The 21,123-nt window shown below is 42.1% G+C and carries 12 protein-coding genes and 1 tRNA gene; 2 read left to right on the top strand and 11 right to left on the bottom strand.

What is annotated here, in order from left to right; translation table 11 throughout:
- Nucleotides 1-71: 71 nt before the first annotated feature.
- The 5 genes from NBH14_RS12665 to NBH14_RS12645 form a co-directional block, all read right to left on the bottom strand.
- Nucleotides 72-1,301 carry a site-specific integrase gene (locus tag NBH14_RS12665; RefSeq protein ID WP_186959528.1) on the bottom strand — a complete coding sequence of 410 codons (1,230 nt, stop codon included), beginning with the start codon at nucleotides 1,299-1,301 and terminating at the stop codon, nucleotides 72-74.
- A gap of 265 nt (nucleotides 1,302-1,566) precedes the next feature.
- Nucleotides 1,567-1,648 (bottom strand) — tRNA-Leu (locus NBH14_RS12660).
- Nucleotides 1,649-1,682: 34 nt separating this feature from the next.
- Nucleotides 1,683-2,741, bottom strand: a complete 1,059-nt coding sequence (locus NBH14_RS12655; protein ID WP_186959527.1) for a S41 family peptidase — start codon at nucleotides 2,739-2,741, stop codon at nucleotides 1,683-1,685.
- Between the two features lie 7 nt (nucleotides 2,742-2,748).
- Nucleotides 2,749-3,618: a DUF3316 domain-containing protein gene (locus NBH14_RS12650; protein ID WP_186959526.1), complete on the bottom strand. Its 870-nt coding sequence runs from the start codon at nucleotides 3,616-3,618 to the stop codon at nucleotides 2,749-2,751.
- 3 nt (nucleotides 3,619-3,621) lie between these two features.
- On the bottom strand, nucleotides 3,622-6,348 hold the full coding sequence (locus NBH14_RS12645; protein ID WP_186959525.1) for a DNA gyrase/topoisomerase IV subunit A: 2,727 nt from the start codon (nucleotides 6,346-6,348) through the stop codon (nucleotides 3,622-3,624).
- A 159-nt stretch (nucleotides 6,349-6,507) separates the two neighbouring features.
- Between NBH14_RS12645 and ilvA the strand changes: the two genes are divergently transcribed.
- Nucleotides 6,508-7,707 (top strand): threonine ammonia-lyase, encoded by a 1,200-nt coding sequence (ilvA, locus tag NBH14_RS12640; RefSeq protein WP_009860208.1) that lies wholly within the window; start codon nucleotides 6,508-6,510, stop codon nucleotides 7,705-7,707.
- A gap of 98 nt (nucleotides 7,708-7,805) precedes the next feature.
- Here ilvA and NBH14_RS12635 read toward each other — a convergent pair whose 3' ends face one another.
- From NBH14_RS12635 to NBH14_RS12615, 5 genes are all read right to left on the bottom strand, one after another.
- Nucleotides 7,806-10,979 carry a glycoside hydrolase family 92 protein gene (locus tag NBH14_RS12635; protein ID WP_186959524.1) on the bottom strand — a complete coding sequence of 1,058 codons (3,174 nt, stop codon included), beginning with the start codon at nucleotides 10,977-10,979 and terminating at the stop codon, nucleotides 7,806-7,808.
- Between the two features lie 199 nt (nucleotides 10,980-11,178).
- Nucleotides 11,179-12,669 carry a RagB/SusD family nutrient uptake outer membrane protein gene (locus NBH14_RS12630; protein WP_186959523.1) on the bottom strand — a complete coding sequence of 497 codons (1,491 nt, stop codon included), beginning with the start codon at nucleotides 12,667-12,669 and terminating at the stop codon, nucleotides 11,179-11,181.
- A 12-nt stretch (nucleotides 12,670-12,681) separates the two neighbouring features.
- On the bottom strand, nucleotides 12,682-16,125 hold the full coding sequence (locus NBH14_RS12625) for a TonB-dependent receptor (protein ID WP_250817489.1): 3,444 nt from the start codon (nucleotides 16,123-16,125) through the stop codon (nucleotides 12,682-12,684).
- 164 nt (nucleotides 16,126-16,289) lie between these two features.
- Nucleotides 16,290-17,255, bottom strand: a complete 966-nt coding sequence (locus tag NBH14_RS12620) for a FecR family protein (protein ID WP_186959521.1) — start codon at nucleotides 17,253-17,255, stop codon at nucleotides 16,290-16,292.
- 91 nt (nucleotides 17,256-17,346) lie between these two features.
- Nucleotides 17,347-17,922: an RNA polymerase sigma-70 factor gene (locus NBH14_RS12615; RefSeq protein WP_186959520.1), complete on the bottom strand. Its 576-nt coding sequence runs from the start codon at nucleotides 17,920-17,922 to the stop codon at nucleotides 17,347-17,349.
- Nucleotides 17,923-18,112: 190 nt separating this feature from the next.
- Between NBH14_RS12615 and NBH14_RS12610 the strand changes: the two genes are divergently transcribed.
- Nucleotides 18,113-18,586, top strand: a complete 474-nt coding sequence (locus NBH14_RS12610) for an arsenate reductase ArsC (protein ID WP_186959519.1) — start codon at nucleotides 18,113-18,115, stop codon at nucleotides 18,584-18,586.
- Nucleotides 18,587-18,627: 41 nt separating this feature from the next.
- Here NBH14_RS12610 and NBH14_RS12605 read toward each other — a convergent pair whose 3' ends face one another.
- The gene (locus NBH14_RS12605; protein ID WP_250817487.1) at nucleotides 18,628-20,949 is read right to left on the bottom strand and encodes a TonB-dependent receptor; all 2,322 of its coding nucleotides are present in this window, start codon (nucleotides 20,947-20,949) and stop codon (nucleotides 18,628-18,630) included.
- Nucleotides 20,950-21,123: the final 174 nt, after the last annotated feature.

Below are 21,123 nucleotides of genomic sequence, written 5' to 3'. Positions count from 1 at the left end.
TTGATGTGGCAAAATTAAGGATAAAAAGAATCCCGTCCATTGCTGGAAACAGGATTCTTTTACTTAATACATTAATCATTAATATCGAACTTCAATATATTTTCCAGTTCATCCATTTCTCTTTCCACTGAACTATCCAAAATCCTAGCATAAATCTTAGTCATAAGAATAGAACTATGTCCTAACATCTTAGATACAGATTCCATTGAGACATGATTTGCAAGCGTTACAGTAGTGGCAAAAGTATGTCTGGCACAATGAGTTGTCAGATTTTTAGTAATGCCACATAACTCCGCAATTTCCTTCAAATAGGCATTCATTTTTTGATTCGTAGGAAAAGGCAAAAGAAAACCTTGTTTTCTTATTGGGTGCTTATCATATTTATCTAAAATAGCTTTTGCCTGTGGTAACAATGGTATATGTGACCATTTCTTTGTTTTCTGTCTCTGCATTTTAATCCACACCTTACCTGATGAGGTTGTATAAAGATGTTCTTGTGTTAAGTTCTTTGCATCAATAAAAGCTAAACCGGTGAAACAGCAGAATAGAAAAGCATCTTTAATCTGTTCCAATCTCTGAACTGTAAACGTTTTATTAAACAAAGTCTGCAATTCTCTCTCATCTAAGAACGGACGGTCTATATCCTCAATATGTAAACGAACCGAACTCAATGGATTCTTTTTAATATGACCTGCTTCAAAGGCTATCCGTAGAACCTTACCCAGATTACGCAAATACTTGACTGTCGTATTATTCCCTATGTTTTTTTCAGACCTAAGGAAAAATTCAAAGTCAGTTACGAATACATTATCAACTCGCTCTAATGGAATATCATCTTTGTTATATTTCGTTCTGATAAAATCCAAAAGGTGATTTCTTGTTGTATAATGACGCTCTAATGTAGCATAGGTATAGCCTTTTCCTATCAAAGCCTTCATCTTATCATTGTGTTCATCATAAGCAGAAAATAAAGTAACCTGTTTATAACTTATTATCCCCAGATAGTTATCTTTAATATTCGCTGCCGTTACTTCAATTCCTCTTTCTTCCAAATCACGCATTGAATCACAAAGTTTGATATATACATGATCTAAATAAGTATTCAAACTCTTAGCGGAAATAGAACTCCCTAATGCTCTATTCGTTTTTTGATTCCACAATGAAGGATTCACACTATGCTTAGCAACAAACTCCGCTCTTTCACCATTCAATGTTATTCTTACAAGAATAGGAACTTCTCCATTACTAAAAGGCTTATTCTTCCTTAGTAAATACGTTACTTTAAATGTTGTTTTCATCATAAAAACATGTCTTTTAAATGTTAAAAAGGTGTACGCATTTATGATTTAATTCATTGAATAACAAACCAGTACAACGGTGACCAAAAGTTAAAAAGGTGCCAGCCATCACACCTAACTTTCGAAACACCGATTTGGCACCTGAACAGTCTTATTTCGATATGATTTATCTATTTCTGAGAGGGGAAAGAAAACGTCGTAACCATCTAACAACCTGCATAAAACAAAAAATCCCTCTAAGAACATCTTAGAAGGATTTTGCATTTTGTGCGGCTGAAGGGACTCGAACCCCCACGCCGTGAAGCACCAGATCCTAAGTCTGGCGTGGCTACCAATTACACCACAGCCGCATTTGGTTTGCGGTGCAAAGGTAAATCTTTTTTATTAATCTGCAAGTATTTCGGGGGAGATTTTATTTATATCAGGCTCTGACAGTTCTGAGCCGGACAAAAGGCGTGAGATAGCAGCTTCTATAATAGTGTCTTTTCCTTTCCGCATATCTTCTTTGGTCATAGCCACTTCCTGATCCGGGTCAATGCCAAACTCTGTATGTTTCTTGTCTGCATCAAGGATCGGGCAAGCGGAAAAACGGACACTCCACCCTATGGGTAACTCCGTTGTAAAAGGGAAACCGCTACCACCTCCGGTGCGGTCACCCATAATCGTTACGTGGGGTAATAAACGCATCGTACTCACAAAGTTATTCGTGGCACTGTAACAATGACGGTTCGTCAAAACGATAACCGGTTTCTGCCAACGAAGCCGGTCGGACGGAGAAAGATATAAAGGATAAGGGGTGGAAAAGTCATTATGCCCATTCCCTTTTTTATACATGACATAGCCGGTCAATATCTTTTCTTCCAGGAAACGCTGGGTGATCCGGTCCGAATTTGACATCGCACCTCCCCCGTTATTTCGTACGTCAAAGATGATACCTTTACAGTCTTTGAAATGCAGGAACATATTATCCAGATTACTTTCGCCTACCCCACTGGAGAAATTACCATAGTAAACATAACCCACCTGGTTATCAGACAGACATTTATATTTTAATCCACCGGCAATTTTATAATCTGTCCCCAGATAATTCTTCTGTATGTCCGAATCGAAATTAGCCGGATAATCCTCATACCAGGCCCAGTAACGGGCCACATCGAATGAAGAGAACAGATTCGTATGCCCGTCCTTCAGTTCCGCCAACATTTTACCCAATACATCAAACAGATCGTACTGGCTCATCTGATCGTTGATCTGAAGGCTGTAACGGTCATGCACCTCATCCCAATCGATATTTTTAAATTCGAAGAAACAGTAATTCTCATCCAGAATCCGCCAAAGCGCCTCAAAGTTATCCCTGGGAGACGGATTATACTTATCCGCCTTCTCACAAGCAGGAAGAAGGATAACAGCCAGGAATAAACAATATAGGATACGTAATTTCATTTCACTTTCAATAGTAGGCACTGCTGTACTTATGCTTCTGTTTCAGGCGTTTCCCTCCGAAGGAATAAAACTCCTTCACCAGGCCGATCATAAAGGAATTAGATAAAACATGCGTCTTAATCCCGTTCACATCTGTCCGGTACATGCTGTTCAGATAGCCGGCCCTCACCGTAAAATTTGCGATCGGAAAGTCGAAGGTAAAATAATTCCTCATGGCGAACTTATTATGAAGCGAACTGAACTTTATCACGCCGCTACGGTCTCCCTGGCTGAGATAATAATAAGGTTGACCTTTATGGATGGCAAACAGGGCACCGACAAACGGTATTTCCATCTGGTAACGGAAAGTCACCGGATAATTTCCAAACTTAAAACCATAAATCCCCATTGCCGAGAAGTTCACATCCAGATCAGCCTTGCCCGAAGCCGGATTGTTCGTGTTACGTGTATTATAAATAAAACCACCCGACAAACGACCTGAAAGTCCTGTCAGGACTTTCAGATTCGGCAACAGGTTGGTAAAGCGGTAATGATATCCAAGCGAATAGTCCACAAAACCCACATAATCGGTTGCCACGTCCGCTGCATTCCGGGTAGATGCAAACTCAACATTGAGAAACTGCTGGCGCGATACCTTATAATCCGCCAGCCGGACAATCTTCATCCGTTCATTCTGTATCCGTACACCCCATCCCGTATATTTCGTTTCTATCCCGGGAGTCAGGTAGGTATCCATTACATTGTAACCGCCTATTCCTATCATCGTCGCCTCATTGACCGATCGCGGAATTTCATCTTCCACATTTTTGTCTGTCTGGGCCGCAAGCGGAAACACCAGACAAAAAGACAAAATCATCAGAGAGGCCAACGTCTTCATAGGCTATTCATCAAACAGCTTCATCTGCCCGGTTATTTCGTCTATAATATCCGAATCACTCTCTGTTTGCCCGGTATCGTCATTATCCGGATTACCTTCTCCACTCGTATCTCCTGGCTGTTCCGCAGGAGCGAAGCGGGTTGGTTCAAGCTCGTTGACCGTTTCCACCTCAAAGGTAGAGATACGTTTGCCTTTCGCTTTGAAGCCTTTCACTGCGATAAACTCTTCCGCATCCAGTACAAGAGGCTCGCGGAAAGCGTCATGACCACCAAATACCACCTCAATACGGGGATAAACCTCATCGGTAAGCAACATCAGGCGGCTCTTCGGATTCTCACCCAGGAAGTTCTGCTTCTTGCTACCGGCTTCCAGCACGAAACGTTTCAGATACGGATATTTCTGGTCGGCATCATATAAAGCGGCCGTCCAGACTTTATTCGAGTTGAATTTCTCTATAATCTGTATATTGTCGTCGTAGTGATTGCTCAGATCAAAGTTCGTCGTATAGAAATCGCCGTTGCGTAAAACTACCAGGATCAGGTCATCGCTCTGGAATTCGCCCAGTTCGTCACCGCGACCGTCATAGTTCAGGCGCAGCACATCCCAGTCGAACCAAACCTGGCGTCCTCCCAACGTAGAACTACCCTTCTGTTTCAGGCTGATCTTATGCACATCCGCCTTTGTCAGGATATTTCCCATCGAGCCACGTCCCTTAATGGCGATCTCGCTGAAATCCTTTTCAAACACAAGCAGTTTCTGGCGGGGTTTCGGTTTAAGGATCACTTTAACCGTTTCAGCTTCCCCATTGGGGTTCGCACTGAAATATAATACTCGCGAGCCCTCCGTTCCTTTCGTCACGTCATACTCCTTATCACGTGTCACACCGGTGACGGCAAAGCGTTTGATGTAGTTATAGCCGACTTTTCCATCGCGGTAAATAACATTGTAAATAGTGCGGGTATCGTTACGTTTGAATACGTTCACATACAAAACATCTTTCCCGACAAACATCTTATCGCTGACCTTCACTATCTTATAAGTTCCGTTACGATAGAACAGGATGATATCGTCTATATCCGAACAGTTACAAACATATTCATCTTTCTTGAGGCTCATTCCCATGAAACCTTCCGCACGGTTGATATAGAGCTTTTCGTTTGCTTCCACCACCTTCGTTGCTTCGATCGTGTCGAAGTTGCGGACTTCGGTCATACGCGGATAATTCTTGCCATATTTTTCCTTCAACATGGTAAACCAGTTGATCGTATAGTCTACGATATTATCCAGATGATGATTGATACGCTCGATCTCTTCGCGAATCTGGGCAATCAATGCATTGCTCTTTTCCGAGTTGAATTTAAGGATACGTCCCATCTTGATCTCCATCAGCTTGAGGATATCTTCACGGGTTACTTCACGGATAAAATCAGGCTTGAACGGAGTCAGGCGCAGGTCGATATGAGCCACGGCCTCATCCATATCCTTCGAGTTTTCAAACTCTGCATCCTTATAAATACGTTCTTCAATAAATATCTTTTCGAGGGAAGCGAAGAAGAGTGTTTCTTCCTGCTCGGCTTTCTGTATCTGTAATTCAGTACGCAACAGATGCAGCGTATCGTCTGTCGAATGGCGCAACACGTCGCTCACTTTGAGGAAGTGAGGTTTGTTGTCCATGATCACACAACAGTTAGGCGAAATGCTGATCTCACAGTCCGTAAAAGCATACAAGGCATCGATCGTTTTGTCTGACGATACACCCGGAGCCAGATGCACCAGGATCTCTACATCTTTCGCTGTATTATCGTCCACTTTCTTGATCTTGATCTTCCCTTTATCGTTTGCCTTCAAGATAGATTCGATCACGGAGGAAGTCGTTCTTCCGTATGGAATTTCACTGATAACCAATGTTTTGTTATCCAGTTTCGTGATTTTAGAACGGACTTTCACCGAACCGCCACGCTCACCGTCATTATATTTGGAGACATCGACATAACCTCCTGTCTGAAAATCAGGATACAAAGCAAAGTCTTCGTCTTTCAGATAAGCGATTGAAGCATCCAGCAATTCATTGAAGTTATGCGGCAATATTTTGGAAGAAAGTCCCACAGCGATCCCTTCCACACCCTGAGCTAGCAGCAAAGGGAATTTCACAGGAAGAGTAACCGGTTCTTTATTACGTCCGTCGTAAGAAAGCTGCCAAAGGGTAGTCTTCGGATTAAAGACTGTTTCAAGAGCAAATTTGGAAAGACGTGCTTCGATATAACGGGGAGCAGCGGCACCGTCACCCGTCAGGATATTACCCCAGTTCCCCTGGCAGTCGATCAGCAAGTCTTTCTGTCCCAGTTGCACCAGGGCATCGCCGATAGATTGATCCCCGTGCGGGTGGAATTGCATGGTATGGCCTACAATATTAGCGACTTTATTATATCGCCCGTCATCCAAACGCCTCATCGAATGAAGAATACGACGCTGCACCGGTTTCAGACCGTCATTGATATGCGGCACTGCACGTTCCAGGATCACGTACGAAGCATAATCCAAAAACCAATCCTGGTACATCCCCGACAGATGATAGGATATACGCCCTTCACCCTTCCCGGGTATTTTATATTCCGAATGTGTAGTAGCGTCAGACTGCTCACCGCTTTCCTGTTGTGAGTTTATATTCGTCTGTTCTATTTCCTCGTTCTCGTTTTCTTCTGTGAAATCTTCAATATCCTCTGGTTTCATATACTTATATGGTGCTCTATCTTCTTTTTTCAGCCTCTGCCAGAAAGTAAATTCCAGCGTGTAAATATACGAAATATTAGCGAGATAATAAAAAAGCATTATTGTTTCGGTGAGATATCTGAATTCTCCCTATATTTGTCTCCTCAAAAATTTAGCGTAATGCTCACACTCGATAAGATTTATCAGGCATCTTTTGCCCTGAAAACGGTTATCCGTCGCACCGACCTGATCAGTGCGCCCAACATCAATCCGGATTCTCATATCTATCTGAAACCGGAGAACTTACAGATCACGGGATCATTCAAAGTCCGCGGTGCCTGCTTCAAAATCGCCCAACTGACAGAAGAAGAGAAGGCCAAAGGCGTCGTAGCCTGTTCTGCCGGTAATCATGCACAGGGCGTCGCCCTGGCTGCCACCACCCATGGCATCAAGTCACTGATCTGCCTGCCGGACAATGCACCGATCTCCAAGATCGAGGCAACCAAATGGTACGGTGCCGATGTCTGCCTGGTCGAAGGCGTGTACGACGACGCTTACCAGAAAGCCCTGAAGCTGAGAGATGAAAAAGGATATACGTTTGTTCATCCTTTTGATGACGAAGACGTTATTGCCGGACAAGGGACTATCGGATTGGAATTGTTGGAACAGTTGCCCGACCTGGATGCCGTAATCGTTCCGATAGGCGGCGGGGGACTTATCTCCGGCGTCGCCTTTGCAATCAAACATCTGAATCCGAATGTAAAAATATACGGCGTACAGGCCAGTGGTGCACCAAGCATGCTGAACTCCATCGAGCACAATAAAATCGAACGGATGGGATTCGTCCGTACCATCGCCGACGGTATAGCCGTAAAAGAACCGGGTGAACATACATTTGAATATTGTAAAAAGTATGTGGATGAAATCGTTACAGTCAACGACGATGAGATTTCAACCGCTATCCTGGCCCTGATCGAACAGCACAAATTAATCGCCGAGGGAGCAGGTGCAGTAGCCGTAGCGGCAGCCATGTTCAATAAAGTTCCCATAAAAGGTAAAAAAGCGATCTGCCTGGTATCGGGAGGAAATATCGACGTAACGATCCTGTCTCGCGTTATCGGACGCGGTTTGCAGAAATCCGGCCGGTCCTACACCATGACAATCGAACTGGTCGACAAGCCCGGACAGTTACAGCACGTTTCTGAAATTATTGCCCGCACCGGAGCCAATGTGGTATCCGTCCATCACGAACGAGTTAGCCATACTGCCGACATCAACGGCTGCTATCTCCGCCTGGAAATGGAAACACGTAACCAGGAACATATCGACCAAATACAATATACGCTGACGGCAGCGGGGTATAAAATTATTCCGGGATAATAATTATCCTCAATCAGTAGCATGCCTGTGGTAAAATAATAGCATAATAGTGTCAGCCATCCTAACACTATTATGCTATTACTTTCAGTACTACTGTATCAATGGTGTGAAACCTTTGCTTCCTTTCCCATCTTTACTACGAGCTTTCCTCCTTTCAAGACATCTTCCTGTGATATTTTAAAACTATTCACCGGCTTTCCGTTCAAAGTCACTGATTGAATGTATTTATTTTCCTTAGATGCACCGGGAGCTTCGACCACAAAAGTTTTTCCCCGGCCATACTTACCGTCCAGGCGAATCGTTATTTTCGGATAACGGGGGGATGCCAGTTCATAGAAAGGCTTTTCCGAACAACCTCCTTCCATCTGGAACAGACCAATGCCACTCATAACGAACCAACTGCTCATCTGCCCCAGGTCCTCATCACCCGGATAAGCGTCATAAGGGGTAGTCCCGTAATACTGTTCCTGTATAGCCCGTATCCATTTCTGTGTCAAATGGGGAGCACCTGCCCAGTTAAAAAGATAGGCCACTTCCATAGAAGTCTCATTTCCATGATTGATTGGAAAAGCAGAGAAATTATCTCCTGCCGCATTAAAGTTGGCATGAGCAGACTGCTCCATGGCTTTATCCAATCGGTCGACAAAACGTTCCTTACCAACCTCACGAATTAACTTCTCCGGGTTATGAGGAACAAACCAGGAATAGTTGAAAGCATTCCCTTCCGTAAATCCGGGAGTATGATACGGATCGAAAGGTTCCACCCATTTTCCATGTTCATCTTTCGGACGGATAAAACCGGACTCGGCATCAAACAGGTTATACCAGCTGTCAGACCGTTTGTCGAAGAAATGAAAATCGTCTTTCTTTCCCAGTATTTTAGCCATTTGCCCCAGACACCAGTCATCGTAAGCATATTCCATCGTATTGGAAACGGTACCTTTTCCTGCCGGAATATATCCGTATTCCATATAGGGAACTAAATTCTCAACACCAACAGTTCCACCGCCTTCGTATTTCTGAGGAGGTGTCGTCATCATCTTTTTCAAACCATCATACGCGATATTCAGGTCAAAGTCACGTATACCACTTTGCCAGGCTCCCAGAATCTGAGAGATCGGATGCATGGCAACCATAACACCGGTATGTTCGATTCCGGCAGGGTCCGTATTGAACCATCCGCTATTCTGATATAACTGAATAGCCGAACGAGCCCATTGGCTGGATATTTCAGGGGTAATCAAGTTAAACAACTGCTGGTTATTCCAAAACGTATTCCAGTATTCACCACTGACAATACAATCATCCGGTTTCTCCAACTGCCTGATCCGCTCGTCTTCATCTACAAAACGACCATCCGCATCGCTCCAGGTTGCTTTAGCTGCCAGGGCACGATAAAGATTCGTATAGAATTTTTTCTTTTGCAGGTAATCATCTGTTTCAATCGCTATCCTGCCCAGATATTCGTCCCAGACAGAACGGGCGTTATCCACGACTTTCTCAAAATCCCAACCAAACGGATCAGCCAGTTCCTGTTTCAGGTTATTCCGTGCCCCAGCCATATCAACCAGAGAAACACCCGAGCGGACAAGAATCTCTTCATTCTCCTTCGTCTTATAATTTAGGAATATACCGACATCACCTTTGCCATCTATCTGCGTGATATTCTGTTTTATTTCAGCAGGAGTCTCAAACTCGTGATTCCTATTCCATCCAGGGATATAACCGGTTACCGGTTTAACACCTTCGTTCACCCATCCCCCCATCGAGTCAAAAGGCTTACTAAATTGAAGGACAAAATATAACGTATAACTCTGCTCCAACGTATAACCGGTAAAAGCATTGTAATAAGTCGCATATCCTTCTATCTCAGTATCATTCACTTTCGTGATATGCGCATTCACCAGATTATGCGGATACTCGTTGGGAGTAAACATATCGATCAGAATCCGGGCATCTTCCCTGGCCGGGAAAATATATCGTTGCAAGGCTGCACGACGCGTTGCTGTAATCTCCGCCTTAATCTTTGTGTCGGTCATATAAACGGAATATCTGCCTATTTCAGCTTTTTCGGAAGCCTTATCGATACGCGAACGATAACCTTCATCGGGAAAATCCTCCCGTCCGGGATTTACTTTCAGTTCCCCACAGGTAGGCTGCATCAGGAATCCGGTCATGGTCCAGTCGCTGAAATGATTGAAGCCCATGATATTTTCAATCGTATATTCATATCCGGCTTTCCATATCTCATCCTGGTTATCAGGGGCGATCTGCACCATACTCAGCGGGAGACTCGGTCCGGGTTTGAACATCCAGCGTGAATTACCGGTACCCATCAGCAGGTCGACATCATCCGAATAAGAATGAAGAGGCTGCCGGCTACGGGTAATTTCTCCTTTATAAACAATCTCCTTGCCATCCTGAATCGTGAACTGCAAAGTTTCCTGTTTGTCATTGGTCTTAGCAGCAGGCATCCATATCTCCTGGATACTCTCCCCCGTTTCAATCATACGCGAAATCGGCTGGCATCCCTCTATCCGGAACGTCAGTTCCCGAGAATGGTCAAACTGGTTCATATCCACCAGGACCGGTTGCATACGTTCCCCGTTTTCTTTCCGGTATTCAAACGGAGCTGCTTTGACAGAACGTATCAGGGAAGAAGAGGCTTTCCCCAGCCGGATGCCGGCCGGTGTTTCCAAACGGATACAATCAAAAATCGCCCAGGTTCCTTTAATTGTTCCCAACTGGATTTTATTCATCCCGGCAGTAAGCCACGCAGCAGGAAACTGTATTTTTATTTCTTTCGCCTTTCCGGTCTCCTTATTCGTAAGTAACTCTCCTGAGTTTTCTCCGTTCAACTCTTCCTCAAACCGGTTACCGTTTATCTCCACCCGTATCTTCACAGGATGGCTGTTATGCACCCCGGTAAAGAAAAAAGTCAGGAAACATTCTCCCTGAGCAGAGACCTTATCCAGATTAAAAAACACAGCAGGGAAATGGCGGGGATGGAACCCGGCCCAATATCCGCCGCCAGCCCAGCTATCCAGTGGTCCCGGCAAAACATAAGGCCAATGCTTACCGGCCGACGAATAACCGACATAAAAAGATTTCTCCCCTCCGAAATTAGCCAAAAAACTATTATAGTTATCAGGATACAAAGCAAACTCGGCAGCTGAATTATCCTGCTTGCCTATTTCAAAAAGGACCTTATTCCCGGCATATAATCCGGAAGACGATAAAAACAAGAATAGAAATAAGAATAAATGTTTCATTTCGATCATTAGAATTACAATCTGAATAACTAAAAAAACTGTTTTGAATTTATCTTTTGTTCTATTCTTTCTATTAAGGAAACCAAACAGTAAATTCAAAACAGTTTCTAAATTACAAAATAAAAGTAACCTTCACTACTGAAAAATAGCAAATAGTTGCCTATTTGATGGATTATTATTGTTTTTTACTTCCAATAAATCAGTATCCCGGATTTTGTTTTATTTTTCCCTGAGATTCATCTATGATATTTTGTGGAATAGGGAATAATTCCATATGTGGTTGTGCTGATGTATAGCCTTCTTCATGAGCCGTAGAAATCAGTTTTCCATGACGTATCAAATCCCTGCGACGATGTCCTTCACAAAATAACTCTCTCCCTCTCTCATCTAAAATGAAATCACGGAATGCATCTTTGCTAGCTGTGGCTACTGCTGGTATTGAATTAGGTAAGCCTACCCGGACACGAACCTGCTCCACATAAGAAATAGCTTCCTGTGTAGGTCCATTTTGTTCATTGATAGCTTCGGCTAATTCCAGTAACACATCCGAATAACGATGAACCACCACATCATTGCCTGAATATTCGGTTGTCTGTTTCGGATCTTCAGGATATTTGAAAGGAAGAGCTCCCTTTTCAAGATATTGATAATTATCACGAGTCGCTAACACTGAATCCGTAGCCCCTTCCGGCAAATATTTAAACTCTCCAACCAAAGAATTCAAGCGATCATCCCCCTTTTCATATTTATCATAAAAACACCAGGGAGTGTTATGAACATACCAACGTTGTATTTTATCGTTTTTCAGGGGATATCCCGGAGGTGCAATGTGCGTCATCCACATATTTCCTTCCCCCCCTTCTGAAAGACAAGGTATAGCCCATATGATTTCATTATTTTTAGCATTTTCAACAGAGAAAACGGAAGAATAACTTGGCTGTAAGCTATATCCCAGCTTCAAAATCTCTCGACAAGTGGCTTCTGCTTCCTGCCAACGTTTTTCTTGCATATACAACTTCACCAATATGGCATAAGCTGCTCCTTTAGTAAAGCGTCCCCAATCGTTTGATGCGTAAGTCGAAGGCAATACTGAAGCCGCACTTTTCAGGTCATTCTCTATCAACCTAACGAATTCTTCTTTGGGAAGGCGTTCCAGGATCACTTCATTCTCCGGATTACGTAATATTTCCGGGTCCATTACAACTCCCGCCGTTCCATAAAAATCATATAACATAAACATATACTGGCCACGAGCACACTGTACTTCCGCTATCAGCTCCTGTTTACGGGTTTCATTCATCGGAGTACGTTGCAGATCATCCATCAAAAGAGTTGCCCTGCTGACATGTTTTATAAAGTTAGTATAATGTTTCGTCACGTTCCCCTCCGTAGAGGACCATAAGAAACGTTCCACCACCTCCAGGTCGTTCCGCTGTAATCCCATTTCGTCTGTAACCAGATTGGATTCCATAAAATAACTGGCGACATGGGCACTGAATATACTACCGCCCCATCCTGCTACAAACGGATTATATATAGCCGTAACAGCGGCCCGTGCATCATCTTCATTCTGAAAATAATTTTCCGGAATAATCTTGTCATTCACTACAGGATCCAAATCCAAACAAGAGGTCAGCCCCAAAGTACAAACAGCCAACAATGATATTGTATTTTTAAAATAAGTCTTCATAATCTATATTTATCAGAAAGTTATATCAACGCCAAATGAAACAGTCAATTGAGTCGGATAAGCTGCCATGCTATCCATTTCAGGGTCTACACCGCTATACTTCGTAATAACGAACGGATTCTGTACATCCCCGTAAACACGAAGATTCTGTATAACCTTATCCAGATTCTTGATTTTAGGCAACGTATATCCCAACGTAATATTCTTACAACGAAGGAAATTCGCATTCTCCAACCAGAAATCAGAACTCCGGTCGTACGGATTCATGATGCTGGAAGGATATTTGCCTGTCGGATTATCATGCGTCCAACGATCTTTTACAGCAACAGCCATGTTCACTCCATTTTTCAAGAACCAAGAACGTTTCAAATACCAGTCATAAGCTGGATTTTCCAATTGTCTGCCGAAATAACCATAGAAGAATATATTCAGGTCAAAACCTTTATATGCAAATGTATTACCAAAACCCAAATAAAATTTAGATGTTTTCGTTCCCAGGTAAATGATATCGGCATCATCCAGTTTACCGTCCGGCCCTTCCTTCAGGTTTCCGTTTTCATCACGTCCATTCAAGTCTTTATATTTAATCATACCCGGTTTAGCATTAGGCATATGGGGTAATTTGCAAGTACCATCCGGATTCATGTCTTCCGGCTGTACCAAACCGTCGGATATATACAGATAATACGGATTCAACATGTCTTTCTCGCTTTCATAGATCGCTTTCTTCCATTGAGGATTTCTTTCCAACCAACGGTCACGATACAAAGAAAAGACAACGTCAGTCGACCAAGTAAACTCACCGATCAAGTTACGGGTATTGATTCCCAATTCGAAACCTTTACTACCTTTCGCTCCGATATTGGCCATCACTTTGCTTATCGGATTATATTGCATCAATACTTTTTCATCCAACAAATCATCCACACGGCGAGTAAAGAACTCCATAGAACCGGTAATCCGATTTTGGAAAAAGCCGAAATCAAGACCGACATTCAATTCCGTAGTTGTTTCCCACTTCAAATTCGGATTTGCCAACTGGCTTTGTGCTACACCTACAGATTGCTGGTCGCCGAAATTATAATTATAACCCGTCGAATACAGAGCCAATGCATTATTTCCGATATTAGAGTTACCAGTCTGTCCTAGACTGACACGCCATTTCAAATCGGAAATAAGATCCTGTTCCTGCATGAATTGTTCATTGACCATACGCCATGCCAAAGCCACAGACGGAAAATAGCCCCACTTATGATTCTCTGCAAACTTTGAAGAAGCGTCACCACGCATAGTGGCAGAGATCAGATAACGATCGGCATAATTATAATTTACACGAGCAAAAACAGACCCTAATACCTCTTCACTACCATACGAGCCGACAGACGGTTTCGTATTTTCACCGGCTGCCAGGTTATTCCATTTAAAAGCATCCGTGATAAAACGGCTATTACCCGCATTAAAACCATTGGAAGAAAAATGTTGATAAGAATAACCGGCCATTGCAGAGAAATTATGTACCTCATTGAATGTCTTCGCATAAGAAGCAGTCAGATCAAACAACTTGCTTGAACGGTTAGAATACGATTTAGATGCTTCACCTCCAGCTTTCTGGCCATATAATGTGGTTTTAGGCACATACGTATTACGTTCGCCTTTTTCTTGTTGGAAACCGGCATTCATTTTTAAATCCAATCCTTCAAACGGTGTAAGAATCAAATAGAAGTTCCCTAATAATTGATTAATCGTACTTTCATCAGTCATATCCAACAGAGATACAGCATTTGCCAAATAAGGCTGGTCCGGATCTAACGTATAATTACCTTCTTCATCATAAATAGGAATAGAGGGATTAGCATTCATAGCAGCCCTGATAACTCCGGCATTTTCATTTCCTCCATCTCCCAACGGTACATTATCGCTCTTTACCTGGCTGGCATTGAAGTTAATGCCTGTTTTAATATATTTCCCTAATTTCTGATCAAAGTTGGCTCGACCTGAATAACGCTGAATGCCATTATTCTTAACTACTCCCTGATGATCATAATAATTTCCGGAAATATAATAAGATGTCTTATCCGTCCCTCCGGTCAAAGACAAATTATGCTGTGTGATGACACCGTTTCTTTCCACTGCTCCCAACCAGTCTGTTGTCTGAGCATTGGCTATCTGATCCGCTGAATATTTCGGACTAAAAGGTGCTACTGTTGACGGATCCGTGCTTCCATAAGGGCCAATCTTATTATCAGACAAATAGTCTTCATAAAGAACCCGGTTTGTTTCTGTCATGAATCCTTGAGCATCAAGCATATCTATCTGTTTGACTCTTTTCTGAAAAGAAACAGAACCGGAATATTCTACTTTTGGTTTTTCACCTTCTTTACCGCGTTTAGTCGTGATCAATACAACGCCATTAGCAGCCCGAGCTCCATAGATAGCTGTCGCAGAAGCATCTTTCAGAATTTCAATAGAAGCGATATCCGCCGGATTGAGATTATTCAAAGGTGACTTATTGCCGGAACTATATCTGTTACCACTTCCAGGTTCCATACTCTCTGTCGAGATAGGAAAACCGTCAATCACATAGAGAGGACCGCTATTTCCTGCACCGCCGGACGCATTGCCACGAATCTGCATCCAAACACCGCCACCGGGCTGTGCGCTTTGTAACGACACTTGCATACCGGCAGCCTTTCCGGTCAACATCTGTCCCAAAGACATATTGCCCGCCTGAGGCAAATCCTCAGCTTTTACCTGCGTGATCGCACCGGTCAAATTACTTTTTTTGACGCTACCATAACCGATTACCACTACTTCTTCGAGGCTTTTTGTATCCTCTTTCATTGTCACATTGATAATTGTTTTATCTTTTACAGGGATCTCCTGTGTCAGGTAGCCTATATAAGAAATTGAGAGTACAGCGTTAGATGGTACATCCAACGTGTAGTTGCCATCCAAATCTGTTGTTGTTCCATTAACCGTTCCTTTAACAAGGATGTTGACCCCAATAATCGGTTCCCCGTTTGAATCGGTTATTACTCCGGATACTTTTTTCATCTGTTGGGGTTCTGACAGAGCCTTTGAATTGCCTACACTTCGTAAAGAAATATAATTATTGGCAAATTCATAGGAAATACCCAAATTCTTCAATGCATTGTCCAAAACCTCAGAAATCGTCTTGTTCTTTGCATTCACTTTTACCATCAGGTTCAAATCAATATCATTCTCGCCATAAATGAAAAGGTAGTTTGTCTGTTTCTCTATTTCTGTGATCAGTTTATCCAAAGAAACTGTCTTTTCGTTGATTGTAACCCGCACATTCTGGGAGTTGGAGGTCGTTGCATGGGAACAGAATACGGCAACGAGAACTAAAAAGATGGATAATCTCATAATACGAATAAAATGCTTTATTTCAATATCTTTGCATACGTTGAATAATAGCAATAAGTTTTTTTTCATAACTTTGCTTCTAATTTAAAGTTTATACTGTTTTTATCAGAGTTCAAAAAAGAAATAGTATTACTTTCAGGGACAGATGTACCACCATCTGTCCCTTTTTACTATTCCTCAGGAATAATTTTTCTTATCTCATAGGCTATATGTGTTTTTAATGGTGAAACATATTAATAAATCTCTATCCGGTTATCATTCTCATGAATTCTGAATTTGAATTTATGTACTCCCTGGAGAGCTTTCAATATATATTCAATTTCATCACTCTGACGAAACTTACCTGAAACTTTACGATCCAGATTCGTAGCCCGGTTTAATTCAAATTTTACATTATACCATAAAGAAAGGTAATTCAATATCTCAGAAAACGGAACACCCGCAAATCTAAATATTCCATTCTTAAGATATTCCTCATTGTCAAAGACGTGAGATATTTTGACAAGGCAATTATTTTCCAAATAAGCTTTTTCATTGGGCTTAAGTATCATACTATCATCCTGATTTTCCCTGTTGTAGACATGTACTGAGCCTTCAACCAAATCCGTTTCAAACCGGGGAGATTCCGAATAGGCAAAAACATTGAATTTTGTACCCAACACTTTAACATCATATTTCTGTGTCTTGACAATAAACGGTCTTTGGGGATCTTTACAGACAGAAAAATACCCCTCCCCATCTAGTTCTATAATACGATTATCCTTATTAAACTCATTGGGTACAATAACTTTTGTCCGTGGACTAAGCCACACCTTTGTTCCATCCGCCAATGTTATGTGAACACGTTGACCGGCCGGAACATCCACCTGTGTATGGAAAGATTGTCCTGACCCTGTTCCATACTTCGTCATCAACCAGGTTCCAGCTACAGCTAAAAGAATCACTGAAGCATATCTCAACATATTAAAAATAAGATTCCGGTATTTCTTCCTGTTTACTTTTTCATACAACTCATGCATCTTTCGAGAACTCCATTCCTCATCTCCTCTCTGAGAGGCCATAGATGACAAGGCAGTCAGTACCTGTAACCGGGCATATTCCTGCCTGCTCTTCTCACTGGCATTGATTTGGTCAAAGAGTTTGTCTTTTTCAGTAACAGTTGTTTCGTCTGTCAGGTATTTATATAGTTGTTCTTCCATAAAAAAGAATGAGTTGTTTTAACTTATAACGAAATAAATAAAAAACACCCCTACATGAAAATTGAAAAAAATGAACTCGGTGAGATAAATACTAGATAATAAATATAAATAAGGGAAGATAATCCTTCAGCTCAACTCTCAGTTTCCGGATCGCGGTCGTCATTTGATTCTCGACTGTTTTTGTAGATATATTCAGCTTTTCAGCAATCTCCCTGTTTTTCAGTCCTTCCATCCGACTGAGGATAAAGATCTCGCGACATTTCTCCGGCAAAGAGTTTATCGCATTATTCAATATAATTTCTATATCTTCATTTGAAAGCGCGTTTTCGTCAAATTGCTGTAAAGCATATATCTTAAGTTGTATCTCCTTATCGAAAACAGTTTTGAATTCTTCTTTCCTGCGCTCAAGAAGTTTTTGCTGCCTTAACTGGTCTATACATTTGTTTTTTACCAACGTAAACAGGAAGGCGTTCAAGTTTGTCAATGTATTCAGTAGCTCCTGGCGTTCCCATAGATAAATAAAAATGTCTTGTATAATATTTTCTGCATCTTCTGTAGACAAAACGAACTCACGGGCAAAACGTACCAACTTTGGAAAGTATATAGAATATACTCTCGAAAAGTCAGACTTCTTATCATTTTGTATATGTAAGTTTACTATATCCATTTGAAGATTTTCCGGTAATACAGGCAAAAATATAGAATTATTCCATTAATAATCTATTTTAACGTATTATTTTAAAAAAGATAGAAATAGATATTGTATTAAAAAAATATTATTCCAAATCAGAAAACTAGCAGAATGAACAAGAATCAGCCTATCTTTGTTTCTTTGGAAAACATATACATTTCAAGACGTGAAAATATTAATAGTATGCACAGGCAATAGTTGCCGCAGCCAGATGGCACAAGGATGGTTACAGTCTTTCGATAAAAATCTGAATGTTTGTTCAGCCGGGACAGAGCCTGCCAGAGAAGTAAATCCGCTGGCAATCAAGACAATGAAGTCCTCAGGGATCGACATCAGTCATCACACGCCCAAATCGATCCATGAATATCTGAACGAACCCTGGGACTATGTTATTACCGTTTGCGGTGAAGCAAACGAAAATTGCCCGGTCTTCAATGGGAAAGTAAGGCAGCGCCTGCATATCGGCTTTTATGATCCTTCAAGAGCCCAGGGAACTCCCGAATTCATTGAAAGCGAATTTCGCCGGATATGTAATCAGATCAAGACCAAGATGTATGATTTCTATACCGACGAAATACTCAATGGTGATGGCGGACCAACCTGTACCTGCGGGGCGAACAGGTTTTGCAGATGTAACTGATACGAACAGGAATAACAGCCGGCAAGCTACCAGACAATCATTTATTTGCCGGCATTCATTATTCCCGAATCATTATCCTGGTTATATATCTTCTTCCCGTCACTCTGGTATTTACGACCGAACCGGAAATTCCAGGCAAAGGTCAGGAAAAAGGCATGAGAGCTTTCATTGATATAATTCTCCTTGTACGAGGAAACATACTTATTCCAGTTTTCATAAATCCGTTTATAGTTATTGGCAAAAGGATTGATCATACCGGCTCCAACTGAGAACTGTTTATAATTATACCGGACCATCAGCATATGAAGATTCTCTCCGCTCGACATTTTCTCTCCCCAGAAACTATTCCGGCGGTTGTAAATACTGAACATAGCCGTCAAATGTTTATACTGCCCCATTATCTCTGCACGATAATACCAGTTCGTATAGGTATGCCGATAATCTTTCCCATCACTCCAGTAACGGTTCACGCCTCCGCTGAGAGAAAATTGCAGGATATTCCATAACATACCGGCCCGCAGGTTCAACTCGCCATTCAAGGACTGAAAACCATCCTGATTTTCATAAGTATGAATAAACATGCCATCCTCAATAAAAGTAGATTCCATTATCGCTTTCGGAGCATTCCGATAACGGGAAGACAAGCCGACAGAGACTTTCCCCTTCCGGTATTCCATATACAAATCAGCCTGGTAACGGTTGTACGGATTCAGATCCGGATTTCCCCGCTGTATCTGCATCGAATCGATCAGCTGCTCGACAGCACTCAACTCCGACAGTGCCGGCGGATTGTTCGCCAGGCTGCCATTCAGGCGCGCATAAAAATTATCAGAGAAAGCATAACGGAAAGAAAAACGAGGCCAGAACGTATAGGTCTGATAACCATCTTCCCCTTCCTGTTTCAGCCATGAACGGGTAACGCCCACACCCAACGAATAATTGAGCTTTTGCCATTTGCCCTGAAACTCGGTATATAAATAGGTATCCGACTGTTTCATCTCCGTTTTATATGTCACATTTCCATCATAGGTGTTCTCCGAAAAAGCTTGTGAATGTTTCAGTCCTGCACTTAACCGGCCTTTTTCAAAGCCCTTTTCATAAATACCTTCACCAATCACGGAATATTTATTCCCTTTTACACCGGAGTAGATATCGGTCAGCAACAGATCGTTCTGCTTTTCCTGATAAGTACGCTTGGAGTCAGTGTAGATATATGTTCCGACCAGGTTGAGCGCCAGAAACTGTTTATGCTTCAGGTTCTGCTGATAATATAAATCAACATACGGACGATGTGTGTATGTGTTATTGTTGTCCCGCATATCCGTTACATGGTCCGGATACTCAACGTTATACAACTCACTTCTGTAATCCGTATGCGGTTGCAGATACCCCCAGTAACCCAGCTTTGCATTCAGCAGGTATTTATCCGGTTCTTGATAATTATAGGTGAAAGAACCGCCATGATTCAGTTCCTGAAAATGTCCGGGCTGCCCTTTTTCATACCGATGCAGGGAAGTACCATCTTCAAAGAGGAAAGATTCTTCGTTCGTGCGCCAACATTTGTAAAAGTCACGCGGACTGGCATAATAACTCAGACCAAACTCCGATTTCTTATGATTCAGCTTGGCTGATATTTCATCATTATGGAATACTACATGCGGGGAATTCATCATATCCAGGCTGACGGAGCCACCCGTTTCGTACCGGCGGGTGATATAATTCAATACAGCTTCGGCATCTCCGTAACGCAAGCCGGGATTCTCCAGATATTCAATACGTATGATATCGTTCGGCTGTAATGCGGAAATATCCTTTGCATCCACTTTCGCTCCATTCAAACAAAGCTGTACGGAGCCACCACCGGAAACACTGATATCCCTTGTCATCGGATTCACCTGAATGCGCGGCAACATCAGGGCCTGAAGCAAATTCACCCCATTTGTAGAGGCTGCCAGCTGTTGTTTATTGGGAAATACGATCTTACGATCCGCCCGGTTGACAATATTGGCGGCTGTAACTGTCACCTCATCGAGTTGTTCCGCAGCTTCATTCAATGTTAGTTTTCCCAAATCAACTGACTTGGAAAGGCCGTTCAGATCGGTTATATTATCTGTATACCCAATAGCGGAAATAATCAGACGATAACTGCCTGTTTCTATTTTTTCCAACTGAAAACGTCCCTTCGTATCAGTCGATACACCTATGATAAAAGTTGAATCGAGCGTTTGCAACACGACATTGGCAAATTTAACAGAAGCATCCGTGTTTCCATCTGTCACCATTCCGGAGACCTTTATCTTTTGCGCATAACATAGACTGACTGACAGAACAGCACCTAAAATAAATAGATATATTCTTTTCATATAACATAGAATTTGAGTGATTATCTGAAGGCAAAGGTAGAGCCTCCGCAGTAGACAACCTTAAATTCCATGTGGACAAAGAATACCGGATACCTGTACAATTATGCACAGTTAAACACCTAATAAACAAGCAAATAACAGAGTCTGTATTTTTCAAGTGGACAAATCACCCCA

The organism is Parabacteroides caecihominis (genome assembly GCF_023656785.1).
In the GTDB taxonomy this organism is placed as follows: domain Bacteria; phylum Bacteroidota; class Bacteroidia; order Bacteroidales; family Tannerellaceae; genus Parabacteroides; species Parabacteroides segnis.
This window is presented reverse-complemented; position numbering and strand designations above follow the sequence as displayed.

What these genes read in the sequence shown, in the direction of transcription:
- NBH14_RS12625 (WP_250817489.1), bottom strand. Translation starts at nt 16,125, where the DNA reads ATGAAAAAAAACTTATTGCTATTATTCAACGTATGCAAAGATATTGAA.
- NBH14_RS12615 (WP_186959520.1), bottom strand. Translation starts at nt 17,922, where the DNA reads ATGGATATAGTAAACTTACATATACAAAATGATAAGAAGTCTGACTTT.
- NBH14_RS12650 (WP_186959526.1), bottom strand. Translation starts at nt 3,618, where the DNA reads ATGAAGACGTTGGCCTCTCTGATGATTTTGTCTTTTTGTCTGGTGTTT.
- ilvA (WP_009860208.1), top strand. Translation starts at nt 6,508, where the DNA reads ATGCTCACACTCGATAAGATTTATCAGGCATCTTTTGCCCTGAAAACG.
- NBH14_RS12635 (WP_186959524.1), bottom strand. Translation starts at nt 10,979, where the DNA reads ATGAAACATTTATTCTTATTTCTATTCTTGTTTTTATCGTCTTCCGGA.
- NBH14_RS12645 (WP_186959525.1), bottom strand. Translation starts at nt 6,348, where the DNA reads ATGAAACCAGAGGATATTGAAGATTTCACAGAAGAAAACGAGAACGAG.
- NBH14_RS12605 (WP_250817487.1), bottom strand. Translation starts at nt 20,949, where the DNA reads ATGAAAAGAATATATCTATTTATTTTAGGTGCTGTTCTGTCAGTCAGT.
- NBH14_RS12665 (WP_186959528.1), bottom strand. Translation starts at nt 1,301, where the DNA reads ATGATGAAAACAACATTTAAAGTAACGTATTTACTAAGGAAGAATAAG.
- NBH14_RS12655 (WP_186959527.1), bottom strand. Translation starts at nt 2,741, where the DNA reads ATGAAATTACGTATCCTATATTGTTTATTCCTGGCTGTTATCCTTCTT.
- NBH14_RS12630 (WP_186959523.1), bottom strand. Translation starts at nt 12,669, where the DNA reads ATGAAGACTTATTTTAAAAATACAATATCATTGTTGGCTGTTTGTACT.
- NBH14_RS12620 (WP_186959521.1), bottom strand. Translation starts at nt 17,255, where the DNA reads ATGGAAGAACAACTATATAAATACCTGACAGACGAAACAACTGTTACT.